Annotated in this window: 17 protein-coding genes and 1 pseudogene; 6 read left to right on the plus strand and 12 right to left on the minus strand. The window is 41.7% G+C overall.

Annotation, left to right across the window (positions count from 1 at the left end):
- Nucleotides 1-353 precede the first annotated feature (353 nt).
- Nucleotides 354-1,274, plus strand: a complete 921-nt coding sequence (locus DP114_RS07855; protein ID WP_169268390.1) for a sensor histidine kinase — start codon at nt 354-356, stop codon at nt 1,272-1,274.
- Here DP114_RS07855 and DP114_RS07860 read toward each other — a convergent pair.
- The 9 genes from DP114_RS07860 to DP114_RS07900 form a co-directional block, all read right to left on the minus strand.
- The gene (locus DP114_RS07860; RefSeq protein WP_169268389.1) at nt 1,234-1,707 is read right to left on the minus strand and encodes a GNAT family N-acetyltransferase; all 474 of its coding nucleotides are present in this window, start codon (nt 1,705-1,707) and stop codon (nt 1,234-1,236) included. The two genes, DP114_RS07855 and DP114_RS07860, sit on opposite strands and share 41 nt — an antisense overlap.
- A 107-nt stretch (nt 1,708-1,814) precedes the next feature.
- The gene (locus tag DP114_RS07865) at nt 1,815-2,228 is read right to left on the minus strand and encodes a hypothetical protein (protein WP_171975837.1); all 414 of its coding nucleotides are present in this window, start codon (nt 2,226-2,228) and stop codon (nt 1,815-1,817) included.
- A gap of 116 nt (nt 2,229-2,344) precedes the next feature.
- Nucleotides 2,345-3,331, minus strand: a complete 987-nt coding sequence (gene secF / locus DP114_RS07870) for a protein translocase subunit SecF (RefSeq protein ID WP_169268387.1) — start codon at nt 3,329-3,331, stop codon at nt 2,345-2,347.
- Nucleotides 3,328-4,743 (minus strand): protein translocase subunit SecD, encoded by a 1,416-nt coding sequence (gene secD / locus DP114_RS07875; RefSeq protein WP_171975838.1) that lies wholly within the window; start codon nt 4,741-4,743, stop codon nt 3,328-3,330. Before secD ends, secF begins: the two co-directional genes overlap by 4 nt.
- Before the next feature lie 243 nt (nt 4,744-4,986).
- Entirely contained in the window at nt 4,987-5,301 is a 315-nt protein-coding gene (locus DP114_RS07880; RefSeq protein ID WP_172195172.1) for a hypothetical protein, read from the minus strand.
- Nucleotides 5,302-5,546: 245 nt separating this feature from the next.
- Nucleotides 5,547-6,530: an alpha-ketoacid dehydrogenase subunit beta gene (locus DP114_RS07885; protein ID WP_169268770.1), complete on the minus strand. Its 984-nt coding sequence runs from the start codon at nt 6,528-6,530 to the stop codon at nt 5,547-5,549.
- A 204-nt stretch (nt 6,531-6,734) separates the two neighbouring features.
- A complete protein-coding gene (locus tag DP114_RS07890) occupies nt 6,735-7,079 on the minus strand; it encodes a helix-turn-helix domain-containing protein (protein ID WP_169268769.1) in 345 nt (114 codons plus the stop codon).
- A gap of 365 nt (nt 7,080-7,444) precedes the next feature.
- Entirely contained in the window at nt 7,445-8,425 is a 981-nt protein-coding gene (gene hemB, locus DP114_RS07895) for a porphobilinogen synthase (protein ID WP_171975839.1), read from the minus strand.
- A 664-nt stretch (nt 8,426-9,089) separates the two neighbouring features.
- The gene (locus DP114_RS07900; protein ID WP_169265527.1) at nt 9,090-9,431 is read right to left on the minus strand and encodes a DUF4870 domain-containing protein; all 342 of its coding nucleotides are present in this window, start codon (nt 9,429-9,431) and stop codon (nt 9,090-9,092) included.
- Nucleotides 9,432-9,640: 209 nt separating this feature from the next.
- Here DP114_RS07900 and prfC point away from each other — a divergent pair, with 209 nt between their 5' ends.
- On the plus strand, nt 9,641-11,272 hold the full coding sequence (gene prfC, locus DP114_RS07905) for a peptide chain release factor 3 (protein WP_171975840.1): 1,632 nt from the start codon (nt 9,641-9,643) through the stop codon (nt 11,270-11,272).
- Nucleotides 11,273-11,440: 168 nt separating this feature from the next.
- Here prfC and DP114_RS07910 read toward each other — a convergent pair whose 3' ends face one another.
- The 3 genes from DP114_RS07910 to ureC all read right to left on the minus strand — a co-directional run bounded on the left by DP114_RS07910 (nt 11,441) and on the right by ureC (nt 16,346).
- Nucleotides 11,441-13,060: a GMC oxidoreductase gene (locus DP114_RS07910; protein ID WP_169265525.1), complete on the minus strand. Its 1,620-nt coding sequence runs from the start codon at nt 13,058-13,060 to the stop codon at nt 11,441-11,443.
- Nucleotides 13,061-14,164: 1,104 nt separating this feature from the next.
- Nucleotides 14,165-14,338 (minus strand): hypothetical protein, encoded by a 174-nt coding sequence (locus DP114_RS07915; RefSeq protein WP_169265524.1) that lies wholly within the window; start codon nt 14,336-14,338, stop codon nt 14,165-14,167.
- A 274-nt stretch (nt 14,339-14,612) separates the two neighbouring features.
- Complete coding sequence (gene ureC, locus DP114_RS07920; protein ID WP_171975841.1) at nt 14,613-16,346, minus strand: urease subunit alpha; 1,734 nt, start codon at nt 16,344-16,346, stop codon at nt 14,613-14,615.
- 167 nt (nt 16,347-16,513) lie between these two features.
- Here ureC and DP114_RS07925 point away from each other — a divergent pair.
- From DP114_RS07925 to DP114_RS07940, 4 genes and pseudogenes are all read left to right on the plus strand, one after another.
- Nucleotides 16,514-16,809: pseudogene (locus tag DP114_RS07925) on the plus strand (peptide chain release factor 3); the annotation flags it as partial.
- Nucleotides 16,810-17,150: 341 nt separating this feature from the next.
- On the plus strand, nt 17,151-18,356 hold the full coding sequence (locus DP114_RS07930; RefSeq protein WP_171975842.1) for a DNA cytosine methyltransferase: 1,206 nt from the start codon (nt 17,151-17,153) through the stop codon (nt 18,354-18,356).
- Nucleotides 18,357-18,584: 228 nt separating this feature from the next.
- A complete protein-coding gene (locus DP114_RS07935; protein ID WP_216669977.1) occupies nt 18,585-21,140 on the plus strand; it encodes a hypothetical protein in 2,556 nt (851 codons plus the stop codon).
- Nucleotides 21,141-21,156: 16 nt separating this feature from the next.
- Complete coding sequence (locus DP114_RS07940) at nt 21,157-24,783, plus strand: helicase-related protein (protein ID WP_169265521.1); 3,627 nt, start codon at nt 21,157-21,159, stop codon at nt 24,781-24,783.
- Nucleotides 24,784-24,794 lie beyond the last annotated feature (11 nt).

The raw sequence follows: 24,794 nt of genomic DNA on the forward strand, positions 1-24,794 counted from the left end.
GCTAGAATATTTAACTTTTTATAAAAGTAACCTCCCTAAAGCGCACGCTGGAGGTATACGCAGCTTTTTTTAAGACTTACAAAGCAGCGTGCCTTGTAAGCTTGGTTTGTCGGATGCTCCCCAATCAACTCAGTATAAAGAATAAAGATCATCGCAGTGTTCGGGACAAAGTGCAGTGTGTAAACAATTTCAGGTTTTCTGTTTAACCTCAAACTGGGTGACAAACAGATGAACTTTCATCTGTACCTAGAAATTCAGTCTTTGAGGACTTTGTTGAAAACTGGTGAAATGGAAACTCTGGAACTAAGTCTAGTGTCTGTATGGTCAATGAAAAAGGTCATTATTGCTAAATTATGAATGAAAACTGGGTCTATCTAGGAGCAGGACTAGCAATAGGGATTGCTGTTCGTGGGTTATTTGCACAAACAAAGGTATCTTCTAGCTCATCGACAGTCTTGTCGCAAGATGAACAACACGCTACGCCAATACTCCAGCAGCAGATGAAGCAAACGCAGCTAGCGTATTATATGGCACGAGAAATAAGCCAGTTTAAGGCGGGGTTTTTGGCGCGAACTACTCATGTGTTGCGATCGCCCCTAAATGGTCTGATTGGCTTGCATCAGTTAATCTTATCTAATCTATGTGACAATCCAGAGGAAGAACGAGAATTTATCGCTCAAGCTCATGAGCGAGCGCTAAAGTTACTCAAGCTGATTGATGAAATTCTTAGCGTTGCCAGGGTCGAACATGGTACAAACAAATTACAAATTCAGCCTTTAAACTTATCCGAATTGTTGCAAGAAGTTCACGATTTGACTTATATGCTGGCTGAAAATCGCAATTTTCCCTTTCAAGTTCTACCGCCAAATCCAGAGACATATATACTGGCAGATCCCTACTGGCTGCGACAAGTATTAGTCACTTTAGTGGAAAGTTGCATTGCTCAAATGGAGGAAGGCAGCATCTGTATTTCTGCTCATGTTGGGCACACAAGTGATCACGTTCATCTTTGGTTGGATGTACCAACCCATGCAACTTCTCTAAATGAGCCGATAGATTTTATGACGTCGAAAAATAACTCACCTGAAGCTGACAAGAAAAATGATATTCTCTTGCCAGGAATGAAGCTTCTACTCAATCAAACTCTTTTGGAAGTCATGGGGGGAAAGTTAGAAGTAGTTCCCTCTCCCGCCCTTGAGGAACAAGCCTCGGATGTGACGAGGCTACAAGTCTCTATCCCCCTAGTGATTCCTGAAGTTGAACATCTACACTAAGAGAATTAAATTTAGGTTGGTTATATAAAACCATTGTGGTGGTAGAATTCTGTTGGAAACCAATCCTTTCGTAGAACCGCTGCTTGTGAGTTGTCATCAAATAGACACGCTCAACACGATTCATGCGCGGGTGGCTCAAAACAGTTTCCACCAACTTACTTCCCAGTCCAGTATCACGGTACTCTGGATGAATGGCAACATCCCAAATGGTAGCGCGATAAACACAATCAGAAGTTGCTCTAGCAAAGCCAATTAATCGTTCTCCATCCCAAACGGTAATCACAGGGTCGCTGTTTGCAATCGCTATGCCTAAATCTTCAATGCTGCGATTATTTGCCCAGAAAGCAGAAATGTTTAAGAGCTGTTGGATCTGATAAAGGTCGATTTTAGACTTGCGATCGCTAAATCGAATCTGATTGTGACTAGAGTTCATGGATGTTACCGAATCGTTGGAGTATATTCGCTACCTTTTTATCCGATTTTGTAAGATAGTGCTATACCTGTATCAATTGTAAGCTTAAAAAAAGTTAATATTTTCATTTAACTACAAACCCATTTCCAGAAAGGATGACTTGGTCCTTGCTGACGTATCCGGAAAACCTGTTGTTCTAAGCGTTCCTTTTCCTGCGGTGGTAGTCCGAATAAAATATTGCGACTTTGCCAAATTAGAACAGCAACGGTCATACCGAGACAAAAAAATAGACCAAGACTAGCCAATAAATGGTAGTACAGACCGTATCGCACAGCTACCCAGGTAAAGTATTGTCGCCACAGAACAATTTCGCCTCGTAAGCCCCATACACAAAAGGGCGCGATTGTCAACCATAAAAAGCCAACAAATAACCATCGGCTATAAACTTCTAATTGGTGTAGGTTTTGTACTTGTTTTGTCAAACACAAATCACTGTTGTCTTTGTACCAGTTAGTTTTTCGTTGTTCTTCTGGTTGATCCATAGGTGAATGTGAAATGAGAAGATAGTGCGGCAGAGTCACTCAATTCGGGAACAGGCAACAGCAAACATTTAACTCTTAACAGAAACTCGTCAAATCTCACTTTTGCAAGAGGTCAGTTATTTTTCTGATGCTGCTGCGTCAATCGATTCAGTTGTGCTTTGGCTGGGTGTTGATTTACCTGTACGTTCTCGCCACCAAATCAGAAGAGTACTGGCGATGAAGATACTAGAATAAGCCCCTGCAGCAAAGCCAGTAATCAGTGCCAAGGCAAAATTTTTCAGTGTTTCTCCCCCGAAAAAGAAGATAGCAAATAATGTCAATAACACAGTGAGAGTTGTGTTTATTGACCGTGCTAAAGTTTGATTAACTGCATCATCTACAATCTCGCCAATTGGGCGATTAGGACTTGTTTTGAGAGTTTCGCGAATGCGATCATAAATGACAACAGTGTCGTTAACGGAAAAACCTGTAATCGTCAGCAACGCCACAATAAAAAGGCTATCGACTTCCGTACGCAGTGTTAAACCTAGAATCGAAAAAATCCCTACTGTGATTAATATATCGTGAAATAGGGCGACGATCGCAAACACAGCGTAGTCCAACTGAAAGCGGACAGCCATGTAGATAGTGATGCCAACGAAGGAAACAAGCAGAGCAAGTAAACCAGTCCTTAACAGTTCTTGCCCAAGGGTAGGACCAACCGTGTTAATTTGGTTTTTTTGCGGATCGAAAGCGCCTATTTTTTCGCTGAGGGTATCTTGCAGTTGAGTACGTTGTTCAGGAGTTAAACTTTTTGTCCGAAGTGATACGCCGTTTTCTTTGCGTGTTTCCTTGTCGGTAACAACTTGGATACTGCTATCACCCAAACCTTGTGCTTGCGCCACTTCCCGCACAACATTGATATCTATTGGCTTGTCGCAGTTGTTGGGCTTGGTACAATCCCGTTCAAACTGCAACCGCGTACCACCAACAAAATCTAAGCCAGGACGTAGGGGAGAACCAATTTGTTGCCAAGAAATCACCATTGAGATGATACCAGCAAGAATAACGATGGCAGACGCAGTCCACCATAGCGATCGCGATTTGCTAATACTCAGTTTCATCTTGCCACCTCTGCCTTATTTGTCACTGGTGGTACGTTCGGACAGAAAAGTTCGTTTTTACGCAGCGCCGGGAAAGTTATTGCCAAAAACATGAATGTGCGACTACAAGTGACTGCTGTAAACATACTGACACCAACACCCAATGCCAAAGTCAGAGCAAAGCCTTTAACCAAACCAGACCCTAACCAGAACAATGCAGCACAGGCAATCCATGTTGTGACGTTACTATCTAAAATACTAGAAAACGCTCGGTAAAAACCAGATTCTACAGAACGATATAAAGATTTGCCTGCTCGCAACTCTTCTCGTGTACGTTCAAAGATGAGTACGTTAGCATCAACCGCCATACCAATGCTAAGAATAAAACCAGCAATTCCTGGCAATGTCAGGGTGACGCCTAACAAAGCAAAGCTTGCCCAAGTCAGGAGAGAATAAATCACAAGAGCTATATCCGCAATCAGTCCTGGTAGTCGATAGTAAACCACCATAAAGATTAATACTAAACTCAAACCACCAATTCCGGCATAAATGCTGCTTTGAATACTGTCTTTACCTAAGGTAGCTCCTACTGTACGATTTTCTACAATTTCCACAGGTACAGGTAGTGCACCACCGCGTAGCTGCACGCCTAAGTCATTGGCTTCTTGTGAAGTAAATCGACCTGTGATGACAGCAGATCCTCCACTAATACCAGATGCGGCAAATTCTGGACCGACGGTAGGAAAGCTAATCAGTTCGTTATCAAGAAAAATACCTATACTGCGTCCGGTACCAGCAAGTTGTTTTGTCAGTTCGGCAAATAGTTGACCACCTTGATCATCGAAGCGAATGGCTACATTCCAGTTATTGCTTTGGGTTGGTTCGCCATAAGCGTCTTTAAGGTACTTACCAATGAGTGGTGGATTTGTGCTTTCAAATAATTCAGCGATCGCTGAATTACTCTTTTTGAGATCTTGCTGATTTTTTTCAATTGCAGCTTTGTCGTTAGTCTTTCGTTGTTCTTCCTGCTTTGCTTTCAATTGTGTTTTTGATGCGTAAAATGTATTCAGTTGAATTTCTGTATTTGGCTTTTGCTTTTTGAACTCTAGCTGCGCCGTACCTCCCAGTACGCGTTCTGCTTGCTGTGGGTCGTTTACCCCTGGTAACTGTACTAAAACCTTGTCTTGACCTACAGTTTGGATCACTGGTTCCGAAACGCCTAAACCGTTAATCCGACCTTCTACGACTTTTTTAACAGCGTCTAATTCTCGCTCAGTTATCTGTGTAATTTCCGGTGTCGTTTTTACCTGAATTGTGAGCTGTGAGCCTCCCCGCAAGTCTAATCCCAGAGATAAAGGAATCGTAGCAATCGCCGCAATTGCGGCAATTACCAAAACTAAAATCAAAGCTAATAGCGATTGCTGTCTTTGCATACCCTTACTTGCTGCGACAAAGGCTATAATAGCGTTCTTTGGAAGAGTTGTGACCTATGAGTTGACAGTTTTGAGCGACAACTTTTACAAAGAATTAGGGTGAGGAACTGTTACTTGATTTATGTGCATATCTATGCATAATTGTGATCATACATAGATATGCGCGGCATATTCTGCCAACCCTTGCGGGTAATGTTTGCCTGGACAATGATTTGAGAGCTTGTTACGAAAACGACACTACAGCTAGAAACCTGTTTGCTGATGAGCCACTGCGTTGCGGTGAATCCAGCGCTGGCAAGAGTTGTGCCTTGCGGTGAATCCAGCGCTGCAGGCGGGTTTCCCGCCGTAGGCGACTGGTGAACCCGGAGGGAGCCAGTACTTGATGAGGGTTTCCCGACAAAGGTATCTGGTGAGACCAGCGCTGCAGGAGGGTCTCCCTCCGTAGGCGACTGGCGAACCCGAAGGGCGTCGGGTTAAGCGCGTTGTGGCAACTTCGGAGAGGTTTTCCCGACAGAGGCGACTGGTTCTCCCGTTGGGGGGTTCCCCCCGTTGAAGCATGTGGCGTTACTTAATCGTTCTCGACAGAGCTACAAGCTGGGGTTCACTTGTAGGTGTGTTGACTCAAAAATCGTAGACTTCTAGAGTCTTAGTCTGCACGCTCCGACTTTGTACAGATTTACCTAGGCGTATGCCAAGTTCTGCATAGGTTTTTCGGAGCGGGCGGATTGTTGATTGTTAGCCTTTCGCTGTTGATATTTTACATTATCAACCACTCACTTCTAACCACTCCCCAATTCCACCTCCTAAACGCGCAAAGCCACCATCTTTTCCACAGCTTCAACAATTTGTTCTGGTTGAACGATGGTTAATCTTTCTAAAGTTCCGTTGTAAGGCGTGGGAATATCTTGGGAAGAAAGTCGCAATACAGGTGCATCCAATTCATCAAATAAGCGTTCATTAATAGAGGCAGTTAATTCCGCTCCAATGCCTCCTGTTCTCATGCACTCTTCCACTATAATCACTCGATGTGTTTTTCTTACTGATGCACCAATCGTGTCAAAATCTAGCGGTTTAAGTGATATCAGGTCAATCACTTCTGGATCATAACCTTCTTTTTCCAATGTTTTGACCGCTTGCGTCACATGATGTCGCATGCGTGAGTAAGTCAGAATTGTGACATCTTTGCCAGAGCGTACAACTTCTGCTTTATCCAGAGGCAGCAGATATTCTTTTTCTGGTAAATCTTCTTTTAAGTTGTAAAGCAGAACGTGTTCAAAGAACAACACCGGGTTATCATCACGAATAGCTGATTTCAGCAATCCTTTGGCGTTGTAAGCTGTAGAACAAGCAACAATCTTTAACCCTGGTACAGCTTGGAAGTATGCTTCTAAGCGCTGGGAATGTTCTGCACCAAGCTGCTTGCCCACGCCTCCAGGACCACGAATCACCATTGGAATTTTAAAGTTACCACCAGAAGTATAACGCAGCATTCCGGCGTTATTGGATATTTGGTTGAAGGCAAGAAGCAAAAAACCCATGTTCATACCTTCAACAATTGGTCGCAACCCAGTCATTGCAGCCCCAACGGCTAAACCCATAAAGCTGTTTTCAGCGATTGGGGTATCTAGAAGCCGGAGATCGCCATATTTTTTATATAAGTCTTTGGTCACTTTGTAGGAACCGCCATAGTGTCCTACGTCTTCACCAAGAACAAATACAGTTGCATCGTGGGCCATTTCTTCATCAATGGCTTCCCGCAAAGCGTTGAAGAACAGTGTTTCTGCCATTAGACTTTTATATTGCGACTATTGTTCTAGAATCTTAACGCGCATCTGCTCCCTTAGATGGTGAGCGATGCTGCAAACCGCGACGCACGCACGCGAACGCACGAGTTGCTTGTCTTGCGTTTAAAATTATAGGCTATGTGGCAGCAAGTCCTTGAACAGTTAGCAGTGAACAGTAAACAGTGAAAACTGGTAAGTGATCACTGATTAATATCCAACTTCGTTGAAATGGAAACTCGGGGAATCAGTGACTTGATTAACCTGGGTTACCTGATTCACCGGAGGAGACGAATTAACCGAATTTTCTGGAAATCTTCTCGGTCTTCCTGGTTTACGCTTATGTCGTTGATTGATAGATTTTTCGCTAGCAGCAGCCAGTTCTTCTGGTGTGCATTTAAACAGCCGCAATGCATCTAAATATTTTTTGGGTGTCATGGTTGGTTCTGTGCGCCCTGCTTCCCAGTTACGCACACTCGTTTCACTAATTGCAAGCCTGAAGGCAACCTCTGCGCGGCTGAGTCCCGCACGCTCTCTCAGGACTTGCATATCCATAGCCAATGCTCCCTTTGAAAAACTATAGTACTTATTTATAAAATCAATTGACGTAATAAAGCCAACTGAGCATTATTTGTTAACTATATTATTTTATAATCTATTAGTTACGTATTTGGCAAACGGGCGATCGCCCTCACCCCCGCCAAAAGTTGCTCGTTGACAACGTTTGCCCTACTAATAGTGTAAATTTTTCTGTCGTCGAAAAAGTCTTGGCATTCAAATTTCTCTCCCAGCTAAAGGATAATCTCACACCCAGCCACAAAGACACCTAGATTAGCTCTTTGCCTTAGCAGTTTGGTGTGAGATTATCAAGCAAAGTTATCAAAACTTCACGTTGTAGCACTTGAGGCAAAACTCACCGCCTATCGCAACCACCGCGCTGCATCTTTGGCATGGTAAGTTAAAATCAAGTCTGCTCCAGCGCGTTTAAAGCCGATGAGAGTTTCCATCACCACACGCTGTTCATCAATCCAGCCATTTAAAGCTGCAGCTTTCACCATAGAATACTCACCAGAGACGTTATAAGCGGCAACAGGCAGGTTGCAAGCTTCCTTAACGCGCCAGATAACATCCATGTATGCCAAAGCTGGCTTCACCATGAGCATATCGGCACCTTCGGCAATATCCAGCTCAATTTCCTTTAGGGCTTCGCGAGAGTTACCGGGGTCCATTTGGTATGTGCGGCGATCGCCAAACTGTGGGGCAGAATCTGCAGCATCCCGAAATGGACCATAATAAGCCGAAGCATATTTAGCCGCATACGACAAAATCGGGGTATCATGAAATCCCGCTTCATCCAAAGCACTACGAATTGCTTGTACAAAACCATCCATCATTCCAGAAGGAGCAATGATGTCTGCCCCAGCTTGCGCTTGAGATACTGCTGTTTTCCCGAGTAAATCCAATGTTGGATCATTCAAAACTCGTCCGGTTAAATCACCCACTTGTAAATAACCGCAGTGTCCGTGATTTGTGTACTCACACAAACAAGTATCAGCAATCACAATCAAATCTGGTACTGCTTTTTTAACAGCAGTCGCTGCTTTTTGAACAATACCGCAATCATGCCATGCACCAGTGGCATCACCATCTTTATCTGCAGGAATACCAAACAAGATAATCGCAGGAATTCCTAAGTCATAAACTTCCTTTGCTTCTTCCACTATTTTGTCTATCGAAAGTTGATAGACTCCAGGCATCGATCTGACTTCATTGGCGATTCCTTCACCTGGTACAGCAAACACAGGGTAAATTAAATCATTGGTAGTTAAAACAGTTTCGCGTACCATGCGGCGTAGTTGTGGATGGGTACGCAGACGACGAGGGCGATGGGTAGGAAACATAAATTTTTGTGAACTTACTAATACAAAATGTACACAAAACAAAGCGTCACAAATAGTAGGATACAAACGCTTTGTAGTCAGAGATTCGGCAATTAGCGCTTAACTGTCACGCCATTTACCGAACTCGGGGCAAACCCCCGGTGGCTCCTCTACCCTACTGTTTGTAACGCTGTGGGGTAATTTTGTATTTTACAGCGATATCGTCAAACAAAAATCTTAAAAATTACCTCTATTTCTGTTTTTGGACGTAATTAAAATTTAATGGTGATGTGCGCGTAATTAGTCCAAAATTAAAGGCTGACTAGTGCCGCACTCGTCCCAAGGGGTGCGCAAGGAACGCGAAATTCGCAAGCAGAAGAAATGGACTAGATCCCGCTGCGCTAACAAAATTCAAAAAGCTTATGCTCTAGGCTTTTCATTGATTTTGTAGGTCCGGAGCGGTGAGACAGCGCGAATGACGGCTTTCCCGACAGAGGCGACTGCGTAAGCGCAAGCGCACGCCAAGGGCGTTCGCGCAGCGTCTCCGTAGGAGATACGCGTAGCGTCTGGTGCAGGAGATACCCGGAGGGCTTGGGTGCAGGGTATGGGTGCGCTCAATGCGCCGTCATGTACTAGTAGGGCGAGTAATCTTATCAATGACTAACGAGTGGCGGATGACAAAAAACTAAAAAACCCGGACAATGTAGGGATAGCGGAAGGGTTGATCTGGATCGGTAAGAACATGAAAAACCGCCCAAATTGTTAGTCCCCAATGGATGAGAAACCATAGACCTGCGAGTGGTAACAGCAAACCGAAGCTGACCCATATCAATGCTGTCACAATCGCTCCAAAAAGCCATACATTTAAATGAAAGTTAATGGATTCTTTAGCATTTTCCCTGACAACTGGGTCTTCAGACAAAAAGAGTATAGCTATGGGTAGACCGACAGACACAAAAGTAGCGCTCAAGAAAATTGCACCATGACTCAGTGCTGACAAAATCTTTCGCTTATCTGGATCGTACACTGTTTTTTTCTCCTTCAGTTTGACTTGGTTATTATATAACGACCACTAGACCTATCCAAAAATGGCTATGAAACCAATACCCCGCGCTCGCACTAAAAATCGATTTTTGGATCGGTCTACTACATAGGCGTTGTTGTCTTAAGATTAAAAGACTTACTAAAGTTGGAAAAAGTTAAGTTAAGTTAAGTTACAAGTAATCAAATAGCATTATGTCTACTGAACTTGAGTCAGAACTACACAAAGCAGTTGATAGCCGTCGCAACTTTGCAATTATTTCTCACCCAGATGCTGGGAAAACGACGCTGACAGAAAAGCTACTACTCTACGGAGGAGCAATTCATGAAGCTGGCGCAGTTAAGGCAAGACGGGCACAGCGTAAAGCAACCTCTGACTGGATGGCAATGGAACAGCAAAGAGGTATTTCGATTACCTCTACAGTATTGCAGTTTGACTATCAGGACTGTCAGATAAATTTGTTAGATACGCCGGGACACCAGGATTTTAGTGAAGATACCTATCGTACCTTGGCAGCGGCAGATAATGCTGTGATGCTTATTGACGTGGCGAAAGGTTTAGAACCCCAGACACGGAAGTTGTTTGAAGTGTGTAAGCTGCGCGGTATACCCATCTTCACGTTTGTGAATAAGTTGGATCGTCCAGGAAGGGAACCTTTGGAATTGTTGGACGAAATTGAGCAGGAATTGGGCCTGGTAACTTATGCTGTGAATTGGCCCATTGGCATGGGCGATCGGTTCAAAGGTGTGTACGATCGCAAAGAACAACAAATACACCTGTTTGAAAGAAGCGCCCACGGAAGTCGCGAAGCTGTCGATACAGTGGTTGACTTAGGCGATGCCAGAATAGAAGAACTTTTAGAACAAGATCTCTACTACCAACTCAAAAACGATATAGAACTTCTAGAAGGAGTGGGACCCGAATTAGATTTGGAATTGGTTCATCAAGGCAAAATGACGCCCGTTTTCTTTGGTAGTGCCATGACCAACTTCGGGGTTGAGTTATTCTTGAAAGACTTTCTTGAGTATGCCCTCAAACCTGGTCCTCATAATAGCACGGTTGGCGAAGTTACACCTATATATCCAGAGTTTTCTGGGTTTGTCTTCAAACTTCAAGCAAACATGGATCCGAAACATCGCGATCGCGTCGCCTTTATCCGTGTTTGTACAGGCAAGTTTGAGAAAGATATGACAGTCAGTCATGCGCGCACTGGCAAAACGATTCGCTTATCCCGTCCACAGAAATTATTTGCTCAAGAACGGGAATCCATAGATGTTGCTTACGCTGGTGATGTGATTGGTTTGAACAATCCTGGTGTGTTTGCGATCGGCGATACCATTTATACTGGTCAAAAGCTGGAATATGAGGGAATTCCTTATTTCTCGCCAGAGTTATTTGCAGTCTTACGTAACCCCAACCCGTCTAAATTTAAGCAGTTTCAAAAAGGTGTTTCCGAATTGCGGGAAGAAGGGGCTGTGCAAATTATGTACTCAGTGGATGAAGCGAAACGCGATCCAATTTTGGCTGCAGTCGGTCAGTTGCAATTTGAAGTGGTACAGTTCCGGTTGCAAAATGAGTATGGAGTGGAAACTCTGCTGGAATTGTTGCCTTACAGTGTCGCGCGTTGGGTTGAGGGCGGCTGGGAAGCCTTGAATAAAATCGGACGTGTCTTTAATACAACAACAGTAAAAGACAGCATGGGGCGTCCGGTGTTATTATTCCGCAATGAATGGAATTGTAACCAATTACAGGAAGACCATCCAGAATTGAAATTGAGTAGTATTGCGCCTGTCGTTTCTGGACAACCGACAAATTCAAATAGTTAGTGGTTAGTGATTAACTAACCACTAACCCAACTCCCGTGTGAACCGAAGCTCAACACGGGAGTTGGGTTAATACGATTCGGTTAAGACTGAAGTTCAAACCTAAAATTCGCAGTTAAGCGAACAAATTGATGGTGTTTTTGATTCATGCATAACGCAACACCATTTTTTTTATGAGGCTTTAAAGTAGTTATATTTCAAATGATCTGCTAAACGCAATGCTAATGCAACAATCATTAACGTAGAATTAGCAGTACCTGAAGTAGGAAATGTAGAGCTTCCCGCAACAAACAGACCATTTACTTCATGAACCTGAGAATTTACATTCACAACACCTTCTTTCGGGTTAGCTGACATCCGCGTTGTTCCAGTGTGATGAGCTTTATCCTCAAAGTTTTGCGTCCAATTTTCTTCCTTGTCTAACCAACCAGAAAGATGCGGTGTAGGAAAGCCAATTCTTTGAAATTCTTGCGTAATCAATTGACTCATTCTTTGAGCAGTTTGTCGTTCTAACGAATTTACTTTCCAATTGACTTTGGCTAGTGGCATATTCAATCTATCTTTTTGGTTGCTAGAAAGAGTAATACGACTTTCTGGATCAGGTAACTGTTCTAGCATACAGTGAAGCTCAATACGTTCAAATTTGATGAGTGGAGGACGGCGCTTGACGTAACGGCGGTGAAAGCCTGAGCTTATCTCCCTAAAATTAGACAATATGGTGAATATATCTTGAGTTGATTGCTTAATACACTCCCGTTTTCGTAGAGTACTTTTCAGTCGCCTGATTGCTGACCAAGAATCATTTGGTAGTGGATTGTATTCTTCTAGATAAGCATCACATCTCAATAGGTTTTCTTGCTCCTGAATTTTTGGACTTAGTGATAGTCCATGTAGATAAACATGAGTTTGTTGTTTATCTTTTATTAAATAATGTCCAAATCGATTTCGTACACTGTAGGCAGATTGATGAGCAAAAGAACCAATGACACACAAACTATGATCCATTAAAAATCTACCAACCACATCATTTTGATTCCCTATTCCATTAGGAATAATTCGGTTGGAGGCTAAAAGTAGTCGTGCATTTTCCATCCCGCCACAGGATAGCACTAAAGCTTTTGCTTTCACAAACGCACGCTTACCCTCTAAAGTTCTCACTTCAACTGATTCAAAGCAAGTCCCCAATTCATTTGTATTAATATGGGTTACATTGGCATGCAAAAGAACTTCAATATTTGGACTATTGTCAATGAAGAAATCGCGTCCAAACCTTATTGGTTCTCCTCGTTCTTTAAGACTCTTACTGAATTGCCAGAATGTCGTATCTAAAAATTTTGAGTCCATATTAGGTGTAGCAGGCAAAACTTTAAACAACTCCCAAAGTCGATTATCATAACAATTTGGTCCAAGTCCCAAAATTTTTCCTGCTCGTTCTAATAATGGTTCTAATTCCTCGTATTTAAGATCCCATCCCGAGTAGGGGATCCAAGATCGTTTTTGAAAATCAGTGGGATTAAAAGGGGCGCATCTACCTGTCCATGTATGTGAGGTTCCACCATAAAGCCGATTACGAGTATTGTCTTTTCGTGAAACTCCTACATTTTCGATTTTACATAAAGCTTCCGTATCACTCTCTTTCTCAAAGCCGCCGCTTTCTAGAATCCACACTTTGATCTTCGTCCCAGCAAACTCTTTTGCAATAGATAGACCAGCTGGTCCGCTACCCACTATACATAAATCTGTTTCAATGAAAAAATCATCATCAAACTGACTCAGATCAGAAAATCTCATATTAATTTCTTGCTTACCCTGGTTTACGAAATTGAAAAAGCCAATGATCTGTAATGTCTATCAGCCAAGTTCTAAGAGGATGTTTGAAAAGTCATTAGGGAAAAAAGTCATGCCAATCGCCTCACCACAATACGCATCATGGCAATGTAGACAAATATTTCTACTGTTTGGCGGTAATAGGTTGTAGTCTTTGTTCAAACTCCGACACAGATTGAGCAAGCTTTTGGTACCCTCCACTACCCACTGTTTGGGTAATAAGACAAAAGACTTGAACCATTGCGCTCACAGCACCACCTATACAATCCAGTGACAAGATTTATCACCCATTGCATAAAGGCATTGCTATCATAAGCCGCTATTTACCCAGATACTTACAACGGAAACATATAGCCTCTGTTTGCTCCTCTCAAGTGGCTGTTTGGCTCCCACTAGATTCGTTCAAACATTGCTCCAGTATGATTGACTCGTGAGTGTCTGGGTACTGTAGTGCGTATTTGCAGCTTACAGCTTGAGAGTTTTTTTGACTCTGTAGCCGACTTTTCTAACATCCTCTAAGTGGGCGAAATATTATCGAACGCACTCCATGATGAACCTAAATTGAAATTCATGAACAAAGAAAGCGTTGATACAGAAAACATACCAACTGCTAGGATTACAAAAGATTTATTCAGATTTATTGTCAACTCCTTAACTAAATATTGTCGGCAGAAAATACCAAAAAGAATATAATCAAAAGATTTTTTTTATGATTATATTCTCCGGTAAATATTTAATTGAAAAGTTGTACGACCACTGTTTTTATTTAGAGATATCATGAATTTTCTGGGAAATCAATAGTTGGTATAAGATACTTACTTATCCCACTTATCTTACTTATCCTCTTTTTCCGTTTTTCAGTCAAATATACTTTAGTTAAAAAATAATGTCTGCTTGTTTTTTATTAATTATGTAAATGAGCGTTATTGATTTGTGGATATACATTTTAAAGCTTTCACTTTTAGTGTTACATAGTACTTTTTTTGGAATTGCTATAGGGTATTGCCGTGATTACTTCTTCAAGTTAGCTTCGTTCAAATACATTGTAAAGAAAAGTTACATGATTTGCTATTTTTCTTTCTTAATTTGCCAATCAATGCTATGGCAAAGTAAGTAAATTGCGCATGACAATAAAGTCATTAAAAAGAAGTCAGAATGGGCTGCGCCCCGCTGCACCAACAGCAATTCCTGAGTCAGAATCACTTCTGTTGGGGATGCGCGACCCCAACCGATTGTAGACAACGCTCTTATCCTAAGGGAGATCCTCCTACAGTACTGCCTCCCCTGTAGACGGTGGGGATTTAAACCCCATACTCATCCGCCCTTCCCGTTCAGCAGTCGCAGCCTACGGCTCGCTCCGCTAACATGGGGGAAACCACGGCAGGTGGCGTCCAAGACTGCGACCCCCTCCCCTCACCTTCTGGCGGGCGTCTAAGCCTGTGAAACTCGCTTCCGAGCACTGGCTCCCCTTACATCCCTAGTTCTTGACACTAGAATCAACAAAAAGCTCTAATAATTAGAACAAGAAATAACGTTGTGTCATAGGTAATGACGTAGCAGGTTCACAAGTTAACAACTTCCCATCTACCCTGACATGGAAAGTTTCTGGATCAACATCAATTTGTGGAGTAGCGTCGTTGAGTTTCAAATCTGCTTTTTTCAACTCACGTGTTTTGGAAACTGCGACTGTTCGAGTTTTTAAACCAAGTTTTTCAGGTATACGCTGTTTCAAGGCTTCGTTGGAAACGAAAGTTATAGAAGTTTCAGCCATTGCACCGCCAAAGCTACCAAACATCGGACGCATATGAACTGGTTCCGGAGTGGAGATACTAGCGTTAGGATCGCCCATTTGTGAGTAAGCGATCATTCCTCCTTTGATCACAGTCTCTGGTTTCACGCCAAAAAACGCTGGCTTCCACAAACACAAATCTGCTAGCTTCCCTTCTTCAACGGAACCTATATGATCTGCAACGCCATGAGCGATCGCAGGGTTGATGGTGTATTTGGCAATGTAGCGTTTTGCCCTAAAATTATCATGGGTTTCGTGAGGATGACCAGGAGAAGGTAATAATCCCTTCTGTACTTTCATCTTATGGGCAGTTTGCCAGGTGCGAGTAATCACTTCCCCTACCCTTCCCATTGCTTGAGAATCGGAAGACATAATGCTGATAATCCCCATATCATGCAAAATGTCCTCAGCTGCAATTGTTTCCTTGCGAATTCTCGATTCGGCAAATTTGACATCTTCACGAATGTTTTTATCGAGGTGATGGCACACCATCAACATATCGAGATGTTCGTCAAAAGTATTGATAGTATAGGGACGAGTGGGATTAGTAGAAGCAGGCAAAACATTAGCTAGACTACAGACTTTCAGAATATCAGGCGCGTGACCACCACCTGCACCTTCCGTATGGAAGGTGTGAATAACACGGTTTTTAAAAGCAGCAATAGTATTTTCCACAAATCCTGCTTCATTCAGAGAGTCAGTGTGAATTGCGACTTGTACATCGTACTCATCTGCAACCGAAAGACAAGTATCAATCGCATTCGCGGTGGTTCCCCAATCTTCGTGCAGCTTTAAACCCATGACTCCCGCAGCAACTTGCTCTATCAATCCTTCAGGTTTGCTAGTATTACCTTTGCCCAAGAAACCAATGTTGACAGGGAAAGCATCAGCCGCTTGTAGCATGCGGTAAATGTTCCAAGGACCAGGGGTACAAGTCGTGGCGAGAGTACCCGTGGCAGAACCAGTACCACCACCAATTAAAGTTGTCGTACCAGAGGCGATCGCAGTTTCGATTTGCTGAGGACAGATAAAGTGAATGTGAGTATCAATCGCCCCAGCAGTCAGAATTTTGCCTTCTCCTGCGATCGCTTCCGTCCCAGGACCAATAATAATATCTATATTGTCTTGTGTGTAGGGATTACCTGCTTTACCAATTTTAAAAATCTTCCCGTCTTTAATACCAATATCTGCTTTAATAATGCCTGACCAATCAAGAATCAAGGCGTTGGTGATCACCACATCTACTGCACCATCAGCATTTGAAATGGGGGATTGTCCCATACCATCCCGAATCACCTTACCACCACCGAATTTAACCTCTTCCCCGTAAAGCGTACCACCATAGGTTGTGTAGTCTTGTTCCACTTCAATGAACAAATCCGTATCAGCAAGACGGATGCGATCGCCAATCGTAGGACCAAAAGTATTGGTATATTCCCGTCGGTTCATAAAATAACTCATGTTTAATATCTTTGTAGTATCCCAAGAGTAATCACTTTGTATAAAGTAAACCGTAGGGTGCGCTAAGGCTTTGCTATAGCGCACCGCCATATAACATCGTGCGCTATAGCGCTTTAATCATGTTTTTCGTGACAAATCATATCAAAATATGCGCCAAACACAACGGCAAAAACGATTTAGAACTCCTAGAAGGAGTCGGATCTGAATAGATTTGGAATTGGTTCATCAAGGCAAAATGACGCCCGTTTTCTTTGGTAGTGCCATTACCAACTTCGGGGTTGAGTTATTCTTAAAATATTTTCTTGAGTATACGCTCAAACCTGGTCCTTATAGTACCACAGTTGGTGAAGTGACTCCTATATATCCAGAGTTTTCTGGATTTGTCTTCAAATTTCAAGCAAACATAGACCCGAAATATCGCGATCACGTCGCCTTTATCCGTGTTTGTACAGGCAAATTTGATTATTGACGGCAAACAGCAGTTTGCCAAGTTGAATGATTGTTTTGTGTCCTTAGTAAGTTATGATACTGCCTAGCCGAGTGAGTTTAGCAATAATGCGGAAATATTTTTGAGATAAGGAGGTTACCGAGTATGTGTTGATTATGCTCTCGAAATATAACTAATACCAATTCTGTATGAGGCTGCGCTCTATTTCTCCACAGGGTGAAGGGGCTATACAAACAAAGCCTGCCTCCGCAGGCTAAAGATTTAGCGCATCTTCAGAAAGAAACAATATAACCCAAGTAGGTCTCAATAATTGATTTGAACTGTACAGATTATTTGAGTTTTTAGGAGATAATTTGATGGCGCTGAAAGCCTTAGACCTATTTTGTGGAATGGGTGGTTTATCTTGGGGATTAAAGGGAACAGGAGTTATCGAACCATTATGGGCAGTAGATAATTCTGAGCCTGCACTTGCTCTTTACAAGCGTAACTTACCCAATACTCAAGTATTAAATCTTGACCTTTCTAAACTTTCAAATATCAAAATTTTATTTGAAAAAATTCAATTTCATGGTGGAGTTGATTTAGTTGTTGGTGGTAGTCCATGCCGAGGCTTCACACAAATTCGTAATGGTCAGGATACAGATTCAGATCCACATAATCGGCTAGCAATCAAGTTTGCTGATATTATACGTGAGTTAAACCCGCTTGCCTTTATTTACGAAAATGTACCTCAGCTAGAAAATTCTAGAGTGTTTCAGCGATTTCTGGGCAGATTGAAAGGACGAAATAGCTATCGAGTAGCCCATGCAGTAGTAGAAGCAGCAAATTTTGGAAATCCTTCTCGACGAACCAGATTGTTTGTATTGGGTATTCGATGTAATGTGGGGCGGGTTCCAATTATTCCAAAAGGATTGGATATTCCTCATTATCATTTTTGGTGGCAAAGAGATGAGCAGAACGGGAAAATAGTTTACTATCCAAAGCTTGAGGAACCTTGGCTTGCGCGTTTGGTTGATCCAAATGACCTGCAATTAGTCAATGTAGAGCAGGCAATATCAGATCTGCCAATATTGGAAACTAAAACTCCTGGCAATAATTGCTTTTACTCAACTCCTCCTCAAAGTGCCTATCAAAAATGGGCAAGACAGCATTTGCAGGAAACTGATGGTCATGCAGTTCCACGTATATTACCAGAGACCAGAATGCGATTGAAAGCGGTGATTCCTGGGGGTAACTGGAGAGATTTACCTGAACCCTTAACTTATAAAATCCCTAGTGATTCAACCAGTGGTAAGCTGAGGCGCAAGCACTACAGTGCTTACCGTCGGCTGCTTCCAGAAGGTCACAGTCCTACAGTGCAAGGTCATGCAGATTTTGCTTACCATTATCAGTATGAAAGAACCCTTACCCCTCGTGAGTTGGCTCGATTAATGGGCTTTACAGACGATTTTCGGTTGGGACACGAGTACTGTTCAGTCGTCCAAGCAATTGGTAATGCTGTACCTCCTATACTGGCGAAGGCGATTGCTGAATCATTGATTAGACAGCTAGACGATTGTTAACCAACTGGGTTACTAAAATTGACATTCAGTTGCAGAACTACTTTGTGAAAATTTTGTAAATTTAATCGCTCGAAGAAAAGTAAGGCTGAAGCAGCCCAGATTAAGTAAATTCTTAATTGTATGACTGCAATCAGTTAATTTAATTAGTGAATTTTTAAAGTACCTCTGGTAAATACCTAGAAAAGGTGGATATCTTGTATTTAGTAAGCTATAAACAGGATAGAGTGTATGCCAGCAGAGCCATCACTACCAGATGCTGTTCATATAGCTTTTGGTCTCGATGTAACAGGTATTTCGTCGGTAACACCATCCTTGGCAACAACCTTTCAGGAAAACTTCAGTTATAGATACCAACAGCAAGAAACAGCAGATCAACCCAAAGACGATGATCCAAATGAAGCTCAAGCCTGTGTAACTTTAGTTAGACAGAGTTTGACAGAAGAACCGTGGGGAGAGATTTTCAGAGGGAGTTTTAATTCAGAAGTAAGACACCAAGTGTTTGAACGAATACTTGGATGCTTAAAGAGAAATAGTAACTCAATACAAATACATACACTAGAGAAAGACTTAACTTATTTATCTGCTCTAAGTATTTCTAAAAAACGTCAATTATTTATTAGTTTTCCTGTTTCTCCAGTTTCTCTAGGTATACTTTTAGTTATCTATTATGCACATCTTTTTAGAGAAGAAAGAGATATTTCTCATACTCATCATGCAATATCAGCTAAAGATTTTGTTATTTGGATTCGACCTCAAGATAATGGTAAAGTCTCCAATTTAAGGACAACAAGGGCATTTAATCTCATAGAAAGAGAAGATACTCATTGCGCTCTAAGTGAGAAAATTGCTTGTTTACCTGCTTATAAATTTGAGGAATCATCCCAAAGTCAACGCCTAAGAGTTGTTATGGTGCGATCGCTTTCAGAAGCTGTTGAATTATTTAAGGAGTCTCAATATTGCTCTCTAGTTGTAATTGATGACCCATCAGGACAAACTTACCCATCTCCATCTAGCTATGGAACTGAAGCGTTTAAGTTAGCGAGCCTTTGTAGACAAAAACAAATTCCTATGGTGGGTATTGTTCCTCCTTGGGCAATGAGAGATATTGAATACCGCGAAAAAAATCACCCCTGGGGAATTTTACTTTGGCCTGTAGACTTCTTCGCTCTACGTTCTTATCCAGCAGATAGGGGTCTTTTTGCTAACGGCGGAACACTTCACCCTATTGAGGAGAGTTATTTACTGCTAGAAAGAAAACGCCTGTCTTTAAAAGAGGCGCAAGTAACTATTAAAAGTTTTAACTTTAATACGGAAGATGAAGAAAAAATCTCAGAATTATTTCAAGAATCGTCAGCTTTACTAATCGATTTGGCAAAGCAACCTCAATTGAGGATAGTTGGAGTAACAGGATGGGAAATATGGCGACATCTCTCTGCTCCAGTGTTACCCTTTTATTTACTATGGGGAAAGTTTATTGAAAGTAAGCTTAAGCATTTACAAAATACTGTGAGTAAATCCAAAGATGACAAGGCACTAACTTTATATAACCTTCTAAGCTCTCTTGCGCTCAGGCTACAAAGACTCAATTCTAACCCCTTTATAGAAATTATTAAAGCATCTGATGTAGACACTATCGTTGCAGTGGAAGATGCAGAAAGAGCTAATGCCTTAGAAAAGTTTTTAGGAGAATACTCCGGTTATTCTATACCTCAAATTTTACCACTCAGCGAAATTCGAGGATTTGGTGGAAAAAAACTTATAGTTATTGGTCAGCCAAAGGCTTGTTACCGTGATATACTCCAAACTACTTTCTTCCGGCATATAGATGTTTTAATGTGGTCAGTATTATCTGAACGTGCCGAGCGGTGGTGGAGCAATCTGGAAGTTGATGCTAGAGAATTGCACCGTAAAACTTGGCAGATATTAACTGAAAAAACACAAGTAGGACGTTATGGTTTTAGTTCGGAATATACATCAGTTCAAGTAGTTAATACAGGAACGGCAAAGTTAACTAAGAATATTAATATATCTGAACTAGAAGAAAGTTTCAGTAACTTGAGTGGAAGTGTTCTAGACACAGGTTTAAAAAATTATCTTTCAAATAATTTGGAGTCCCATTATCTAGTTGAGTTTGAACGTGGATTAAAAATCAGGGTAGCACCTGGTAGTGATTTTTTGGTGTTATCAGGTAAAAAAGCTCAGGTTGTTGCTGTCAGAGAAATAACTGCTGAAACAAAAGTTATTTTATTTGATGGCATGACCCGTGATGAGTTGTTTGCTCAAAAGGCTGGTTTATTGGAAGATACCAAAGTTAACTATCTTTATCGCATACAGTTAGATGCATGGCGCGAGCTAGTAAAGCAGCAGGTTAAAAAGTTAAATGTGCGAACTGTATGCCGAGAAATTCTGCGTGAAACGGGTATACCTATTGGAGAAGAAACGATCCAGTATTACTGGATAAATGGTGATGACCTCCTCAGTTTACCTCGTGAACAAGAGCATTTCTTTTGGTTTTTACCACCTCTGGCTCGTTCAGGGTTTGAAGAATTTTGGCTAAAGGCTAATGACCTGAGAATTAAGCGTAGACAACTTGGTCAAGTTATATCTGCTTGTGCTCAAGAGGGATGGAAGGAGAGGAAATCAGACGAAATTGTCTTTCAATACGAGCAAGTTTTTATAACTGTTGGTGAATTGCGAGATGCCATGTTGGTGTTAAAAGTAAAGTCTAAACCTCAAATGATTCGTCAAAAACCTGAGTATCCAATAAATCGACTTTTTAGATAAGGTGCAGGAGTAATTTATGAAGCCAGAAGATATTCTCAGTGATACAGGTTTGAATGTATCTGATTCTCAAAGACAAGAACAACATTTGCAATTTGTTGAAAATTTTTATCGGCGTATACATGGTCACATAACAGGAATATCTGACCATCGGAGTGTTATTACAGGCTCAACTGAACCTCGACGTTTGATGCCAACTGGTTATCTCTCAGCATTACCAGCAGTTTCATCAGTAAGTAGCCAACAACAGAATACTTTCCGTCCTAGTAATTGTGGTTTAGTAATTAACTTAGCTACAGATTGGGAGCAAAAGCAGTTACCTATAGAGTTAAAAATTCGCTTTAGTGTTTTCCTGCCTAAACTTGATTTAAGTAAAGCTGCGGATCGGTCATTAAGACCAATGTGGCAACGCTTTGATATAAGTGCTTCTATCAGTTCTATCATTCAGGATTTATTCGGCGATGGTTCTCCTACTCTTACTAAACTCAATCAGGATATTACAGACCAACTCATAAAGATAATTGAAATACATCAAGCAGATTCACAATCTTGGCTACTAGGACTTAATCCAATAATTGATGATTTAACCGGATCCGAATTTATCTTAGATCAAGATAAAAATTATAAAGAATTACAAGCTGAACTACGTAAGCGAATTACTAACAAAAAAAATAAAGGTAAAAATGACAAGACTACTGCTGACAGTGATATTCCGTTAGGTCAAGTTTCTCCTGTTAATTTCAAGGTTACAGTTGAAGCACAAAAACGAACTTTAGGAGGACAAACGAGACTACGTCTATTTTTGAGAAATAAGAGTGACCAGATAGCTATTTTTGGCGATCCCAGAGATACAGGTTTATTTGGAGCTTGCCTGGAAATTAAATTACCACAAGAAATGTGGCAGCCGATAGAACTATCTCGATTTAAAATATCTTACCAAGTGGACTCAACCGTTCCTGCTCAAGGAATTAACTGTACACCACAATTTGATGAGAATCAGGGCTTTGTTCGTATCTGGACTGAGTTTTTACCCATTTATTGGCAAAAGAGACTTTATACTGCTGGTATTAAAGCTCCTTTTAAATATTTGGCGATCAATGATGGAGATGCTGACCTTCAAATACTCCAATCCATTTTGCTAAAAATGGGAGAATATCGAGATAATTGGCAAGCATTAATTAATCAAAAACATCCACAAACAGGGGGAAATCAGGATAACGCTGAAGCTCAAGCCGATTTAGATAATTTTAAGCAAGAAATTCAGCGCTTTGAGTTAGGTATTCAGGTTTTATCAAATCCAAAATATGCCATGCTTCGACGGGCTTTTAATTTGATGAATCAGACATTTGTCGAGATTGATGAAAAGCGCAAGCAACGTAAAAAAGCAATTTATGAGAACTGGCGACCTTTTCAAATTGTTTACATTGTTTCTAATCTTGTAGCACTAGCAGCACGAAAATGGACTGGAGATTTCACCAAAAATCCCTTGGCACAGATTGACCATGCTGCCGTGGTTCATTTCCCAACTGGCGGTGGTAAATCTGAAGCTGTGATGGGAATCATCCTTACTCAAGCATTTTTTGACCGCCTGCGGAGTCGGGATTGGGGCGTAGTCGCTTGGTTGCGCTATCCCCTACGCTTGCTCACTTACCAGCAATTGCAACGTTTTCTGGATACTCTTGTTGTTGCAGATGAAGTCAGAAAACAGCAACCCGATTTAGCCAATACTGCTGAGTTCACAGTAGGTTATTACGGCGGTCGAGATAACAGTCCAAATTCTCTGAAGTCTGTTCCCGATGAACTCGGAAAATACATAGGACAGGCTAAAAAGGAAATGCAAGATGCAGGTATAACAAAGCTTCCTAAATACTTAAGTTTGGCGGATGTAGGACAATACGTTCCCGGCTCAATCCAGCAGTATCGCATGGTAATGCGCTGCCCCTACTGCGGATTAGAGGAAGTTCACACTTTTATCGATCCACAAACAAAAGAACTTCGGCATCGTTGCGGTTCTCTAAATAAACCTTTACCTCAAAATGCTTGTGGTCGGGAAATTCCACTCTACATTGTTGATGAAGATATTTACAGCCGACTGCCAACTCTACTGGTAGGAACTCTTGACAAAATTGCCAATATAACATTTCGTCCTGCTAGCCGCACTTTGTTTGGTGGTGTCTCAGATATATGTTCTGTACATGGTTTTGTAGCGAATAACACTTGTCACAAACAGGATTCGGTTGGTGGATGTACTCGACGAGAATTGAAACATCTCTCCAGCGCACCTGTTGATCCTGGCATCCCTCTGATTTTTCAGGACGAATTACACTTACTACGCGAAGAATTAGGAACTTTTGATGGTCACTACGAAGCTTTGATTGATTCTATTCACGAAGAACGGGGGGCAATACGTCCAAAGGTTTTGGCTGCAACTGCTACCATTGAGGGGGCAGAGCAACAAACTAGACATCTTTACTGGCGAGAACTTTCTCAATTTCCAGTGCGAGGACCTGCTGAGGGACGTAGTTTCTATGCAAACCAGCATAGCCGATATGTAACTAGAGGCTTTGTGGGGTTACGTCCTACAGCGGCTAATCCCCTTGATGCAGCAATGGCTTTAATTTCAGCCCTACGGACTGAGTTAGAAATTATTCGCAACAATCCTGCAAAATATAAGGTTGAGTATGGACTTAGTTCTTTAACTGATGAGGAATTTCTAAAATTAGTAGATGAGCATGACCTTTGCTGTACTTATGTAAACTCGAAAAATGATGGTTCTGATATTCGACGCTCCATTAATGAACAAGTAAAGGCTGAATTGCGAGATCAATTTGGAGAAAGCCAAGCCAATGCTATGCTTCCAGAAGCAATTACTCTTTCTGGAGATGATGGGATTGAGGTGGTTAAAGAAGTCTTAAAACGGATGGAGACACGGCAAAAAGATTTGAATCCAAATAGCTCAGAACGGCTAAGAGATGTGGTAGCAACCAGTTTGATTTCTCACGGGGTTGATATTGACCGACTTAATTTAATGTTGTTTTACGGATGGCCCAGTACAACAGCGGAATACATTCAGGCATCAAGTCGTGCTGGCAGAACTGTTCCAGGTTTAGTATTCATATTATTTCGACCGCAACGCGCTCGTGAACGAGCTATTTTTGACTATTTTGTGAAAGCGCACGAATACTTAGATCAGATGGTGGAAGCTGTCCCCATTGACCGCTTTGCTCACAATGCTCTTTATCGAACAGCTTTTGGTTTACTGCTTGGACGCTTGCTTCATATTGATGGTCCTGCGGCGCGAGGAGGAAATCAGGTGATTGACTTAGCAGGAATAGATAAACTTGATAAATTGCGCGAGCTAATTCATGGTCTCGGAAAAGGGGGTTCGCCTATTGATATTAATACTGTTGTCGGTAAAATTCCTAATACTATTAACCCCGATCTTTTGCCAGAGGGAGAGGTTTTTAATATACCCTTGAAGTTAGTTGCTGCTGCTTTTTTGTCTCAAATAGAACGCATTGTACAAGATCCAAATGAAAGTAATCTTGTTACCAATGGTTTGACAAAAGATGATATCGCTGACGATTTCCGTCTGCTATTATCTCTTCGGGATGTCGATACAGGTATTCGGATTACTGGGTACTAATTATTAAAATT

Origin of the sequence: Brasilonema sennae CENA114, from assembly GCF_006968745.1 — a bacterium.
In the GTDB taxonomy this organism is placed as follows: Bacteria; Cyanobacteriota; Cyanobacteriia; order Cyanobacteriales; family Nostocaceae; genus Brasilonema; species Brasilonema sennae.

Bases quoted from the DNA above. Each gene is read 5' to 3' on its own strand.
- DP114_RS07855 (WP_169268390.1), top strand. From the start codon at position 354: ATGAATGAAAACTGGGTCTATCTAGGAGCAGGACTAGCAATAGGGATT.
- DP114_RS07860 (WP_169268389.1), bottom strand. From the start codon at position 1,707: ATGAACTCTAGTCACAATCAGATTCGATTTAGCGATCGCAAGTCTAAA.
- DP114_RS07865 (WP_171975837.1), bottom strand. From the start codon at position 2,228: ATGGATCAACCAGAAGAACAACGAAAAACTAACTGGTACAAAGACAAC.
- secF (WP_169268387.1), bottom strand. From the start codon at position 3,331: ATGAAACTGAGTATTAGCAAATCGCGATCGCTATGGTGGACTGCGTCT.
- secD (WP_171975838.1), bottom strand. From the start codon at position 4,743: ATGCAAAGACAGCAATCGCTATTAGCTTTGATTTTAGTTTTGGTAATT.
- DP114_RS07880 (WP_172195172.1), bottom strand. From the start codon at position 5,301: ATGCTTCAACGGGGGGAACCCCCCAACGGGAGAACCAGTCGCCTCTGT.
- DP114_RS07885 (WP_169268770.1), bottom strand. From the start codon at position 6,530: ATGGCAGAAACACTGTTCTTCAACGCTTTGCGGGAAGCCATTGATGAA.
- DP114_RS07890 (WP_169268769.1), bottom strand. From the start codon at position 7,079: ATGGATATGCAAGTCCTGAGAGAGCGTGCGGGACTCAGCCGCGCAGAG.
- hemB (WP_171975839.1), bottom strand. From the start codon at position 8,425: ATGTTTCCTACCCATCGCCCTCGTCGTCTGCGTACCCATCCACAACTA.
- prfC (WP_171975840.1), top strand. From the start codon at position 9,641: ATGTCTACTGAACTTGAGTCAGAACTACACAAAGCAGTTGATAGCCGT.
- DP114_RS07910 (WP_169265525.1), bottom strand. From the start codon at position 13,060: ATGAGATTTTCTGATCTGAGTCAGTTTGATGATGATTTTTTCATTGAA.
- ureC (WP_171975841.1), bottom strand. From the start codon at position 16,346: ATGAGTTATTTTATGAACCGACGGGAATATACCAATACTTTTGGTCCT.
- DP114_RS07930 (WP_171975842.1), top strand. From the start codon at position 17,151: ATGGCGCTGAAAGCCTTAGACCTATTTTGTGGAATGGGTGGTTTATCT.
- DP114_RS07935 (WP_216669977.1), top strand. From the start codon at position 18,585: ATGCCAGCAGAGCCATCACTACCAGATGCTGTTCATATAGCTTTTGGT.
- DP114_RS07940 (WP_169265521.1), top strand. From the start codon at position 21,157: ATGAAGCCAGAAGATATTCTCAGTGATACAGGTTTGAATGTATCTGAT.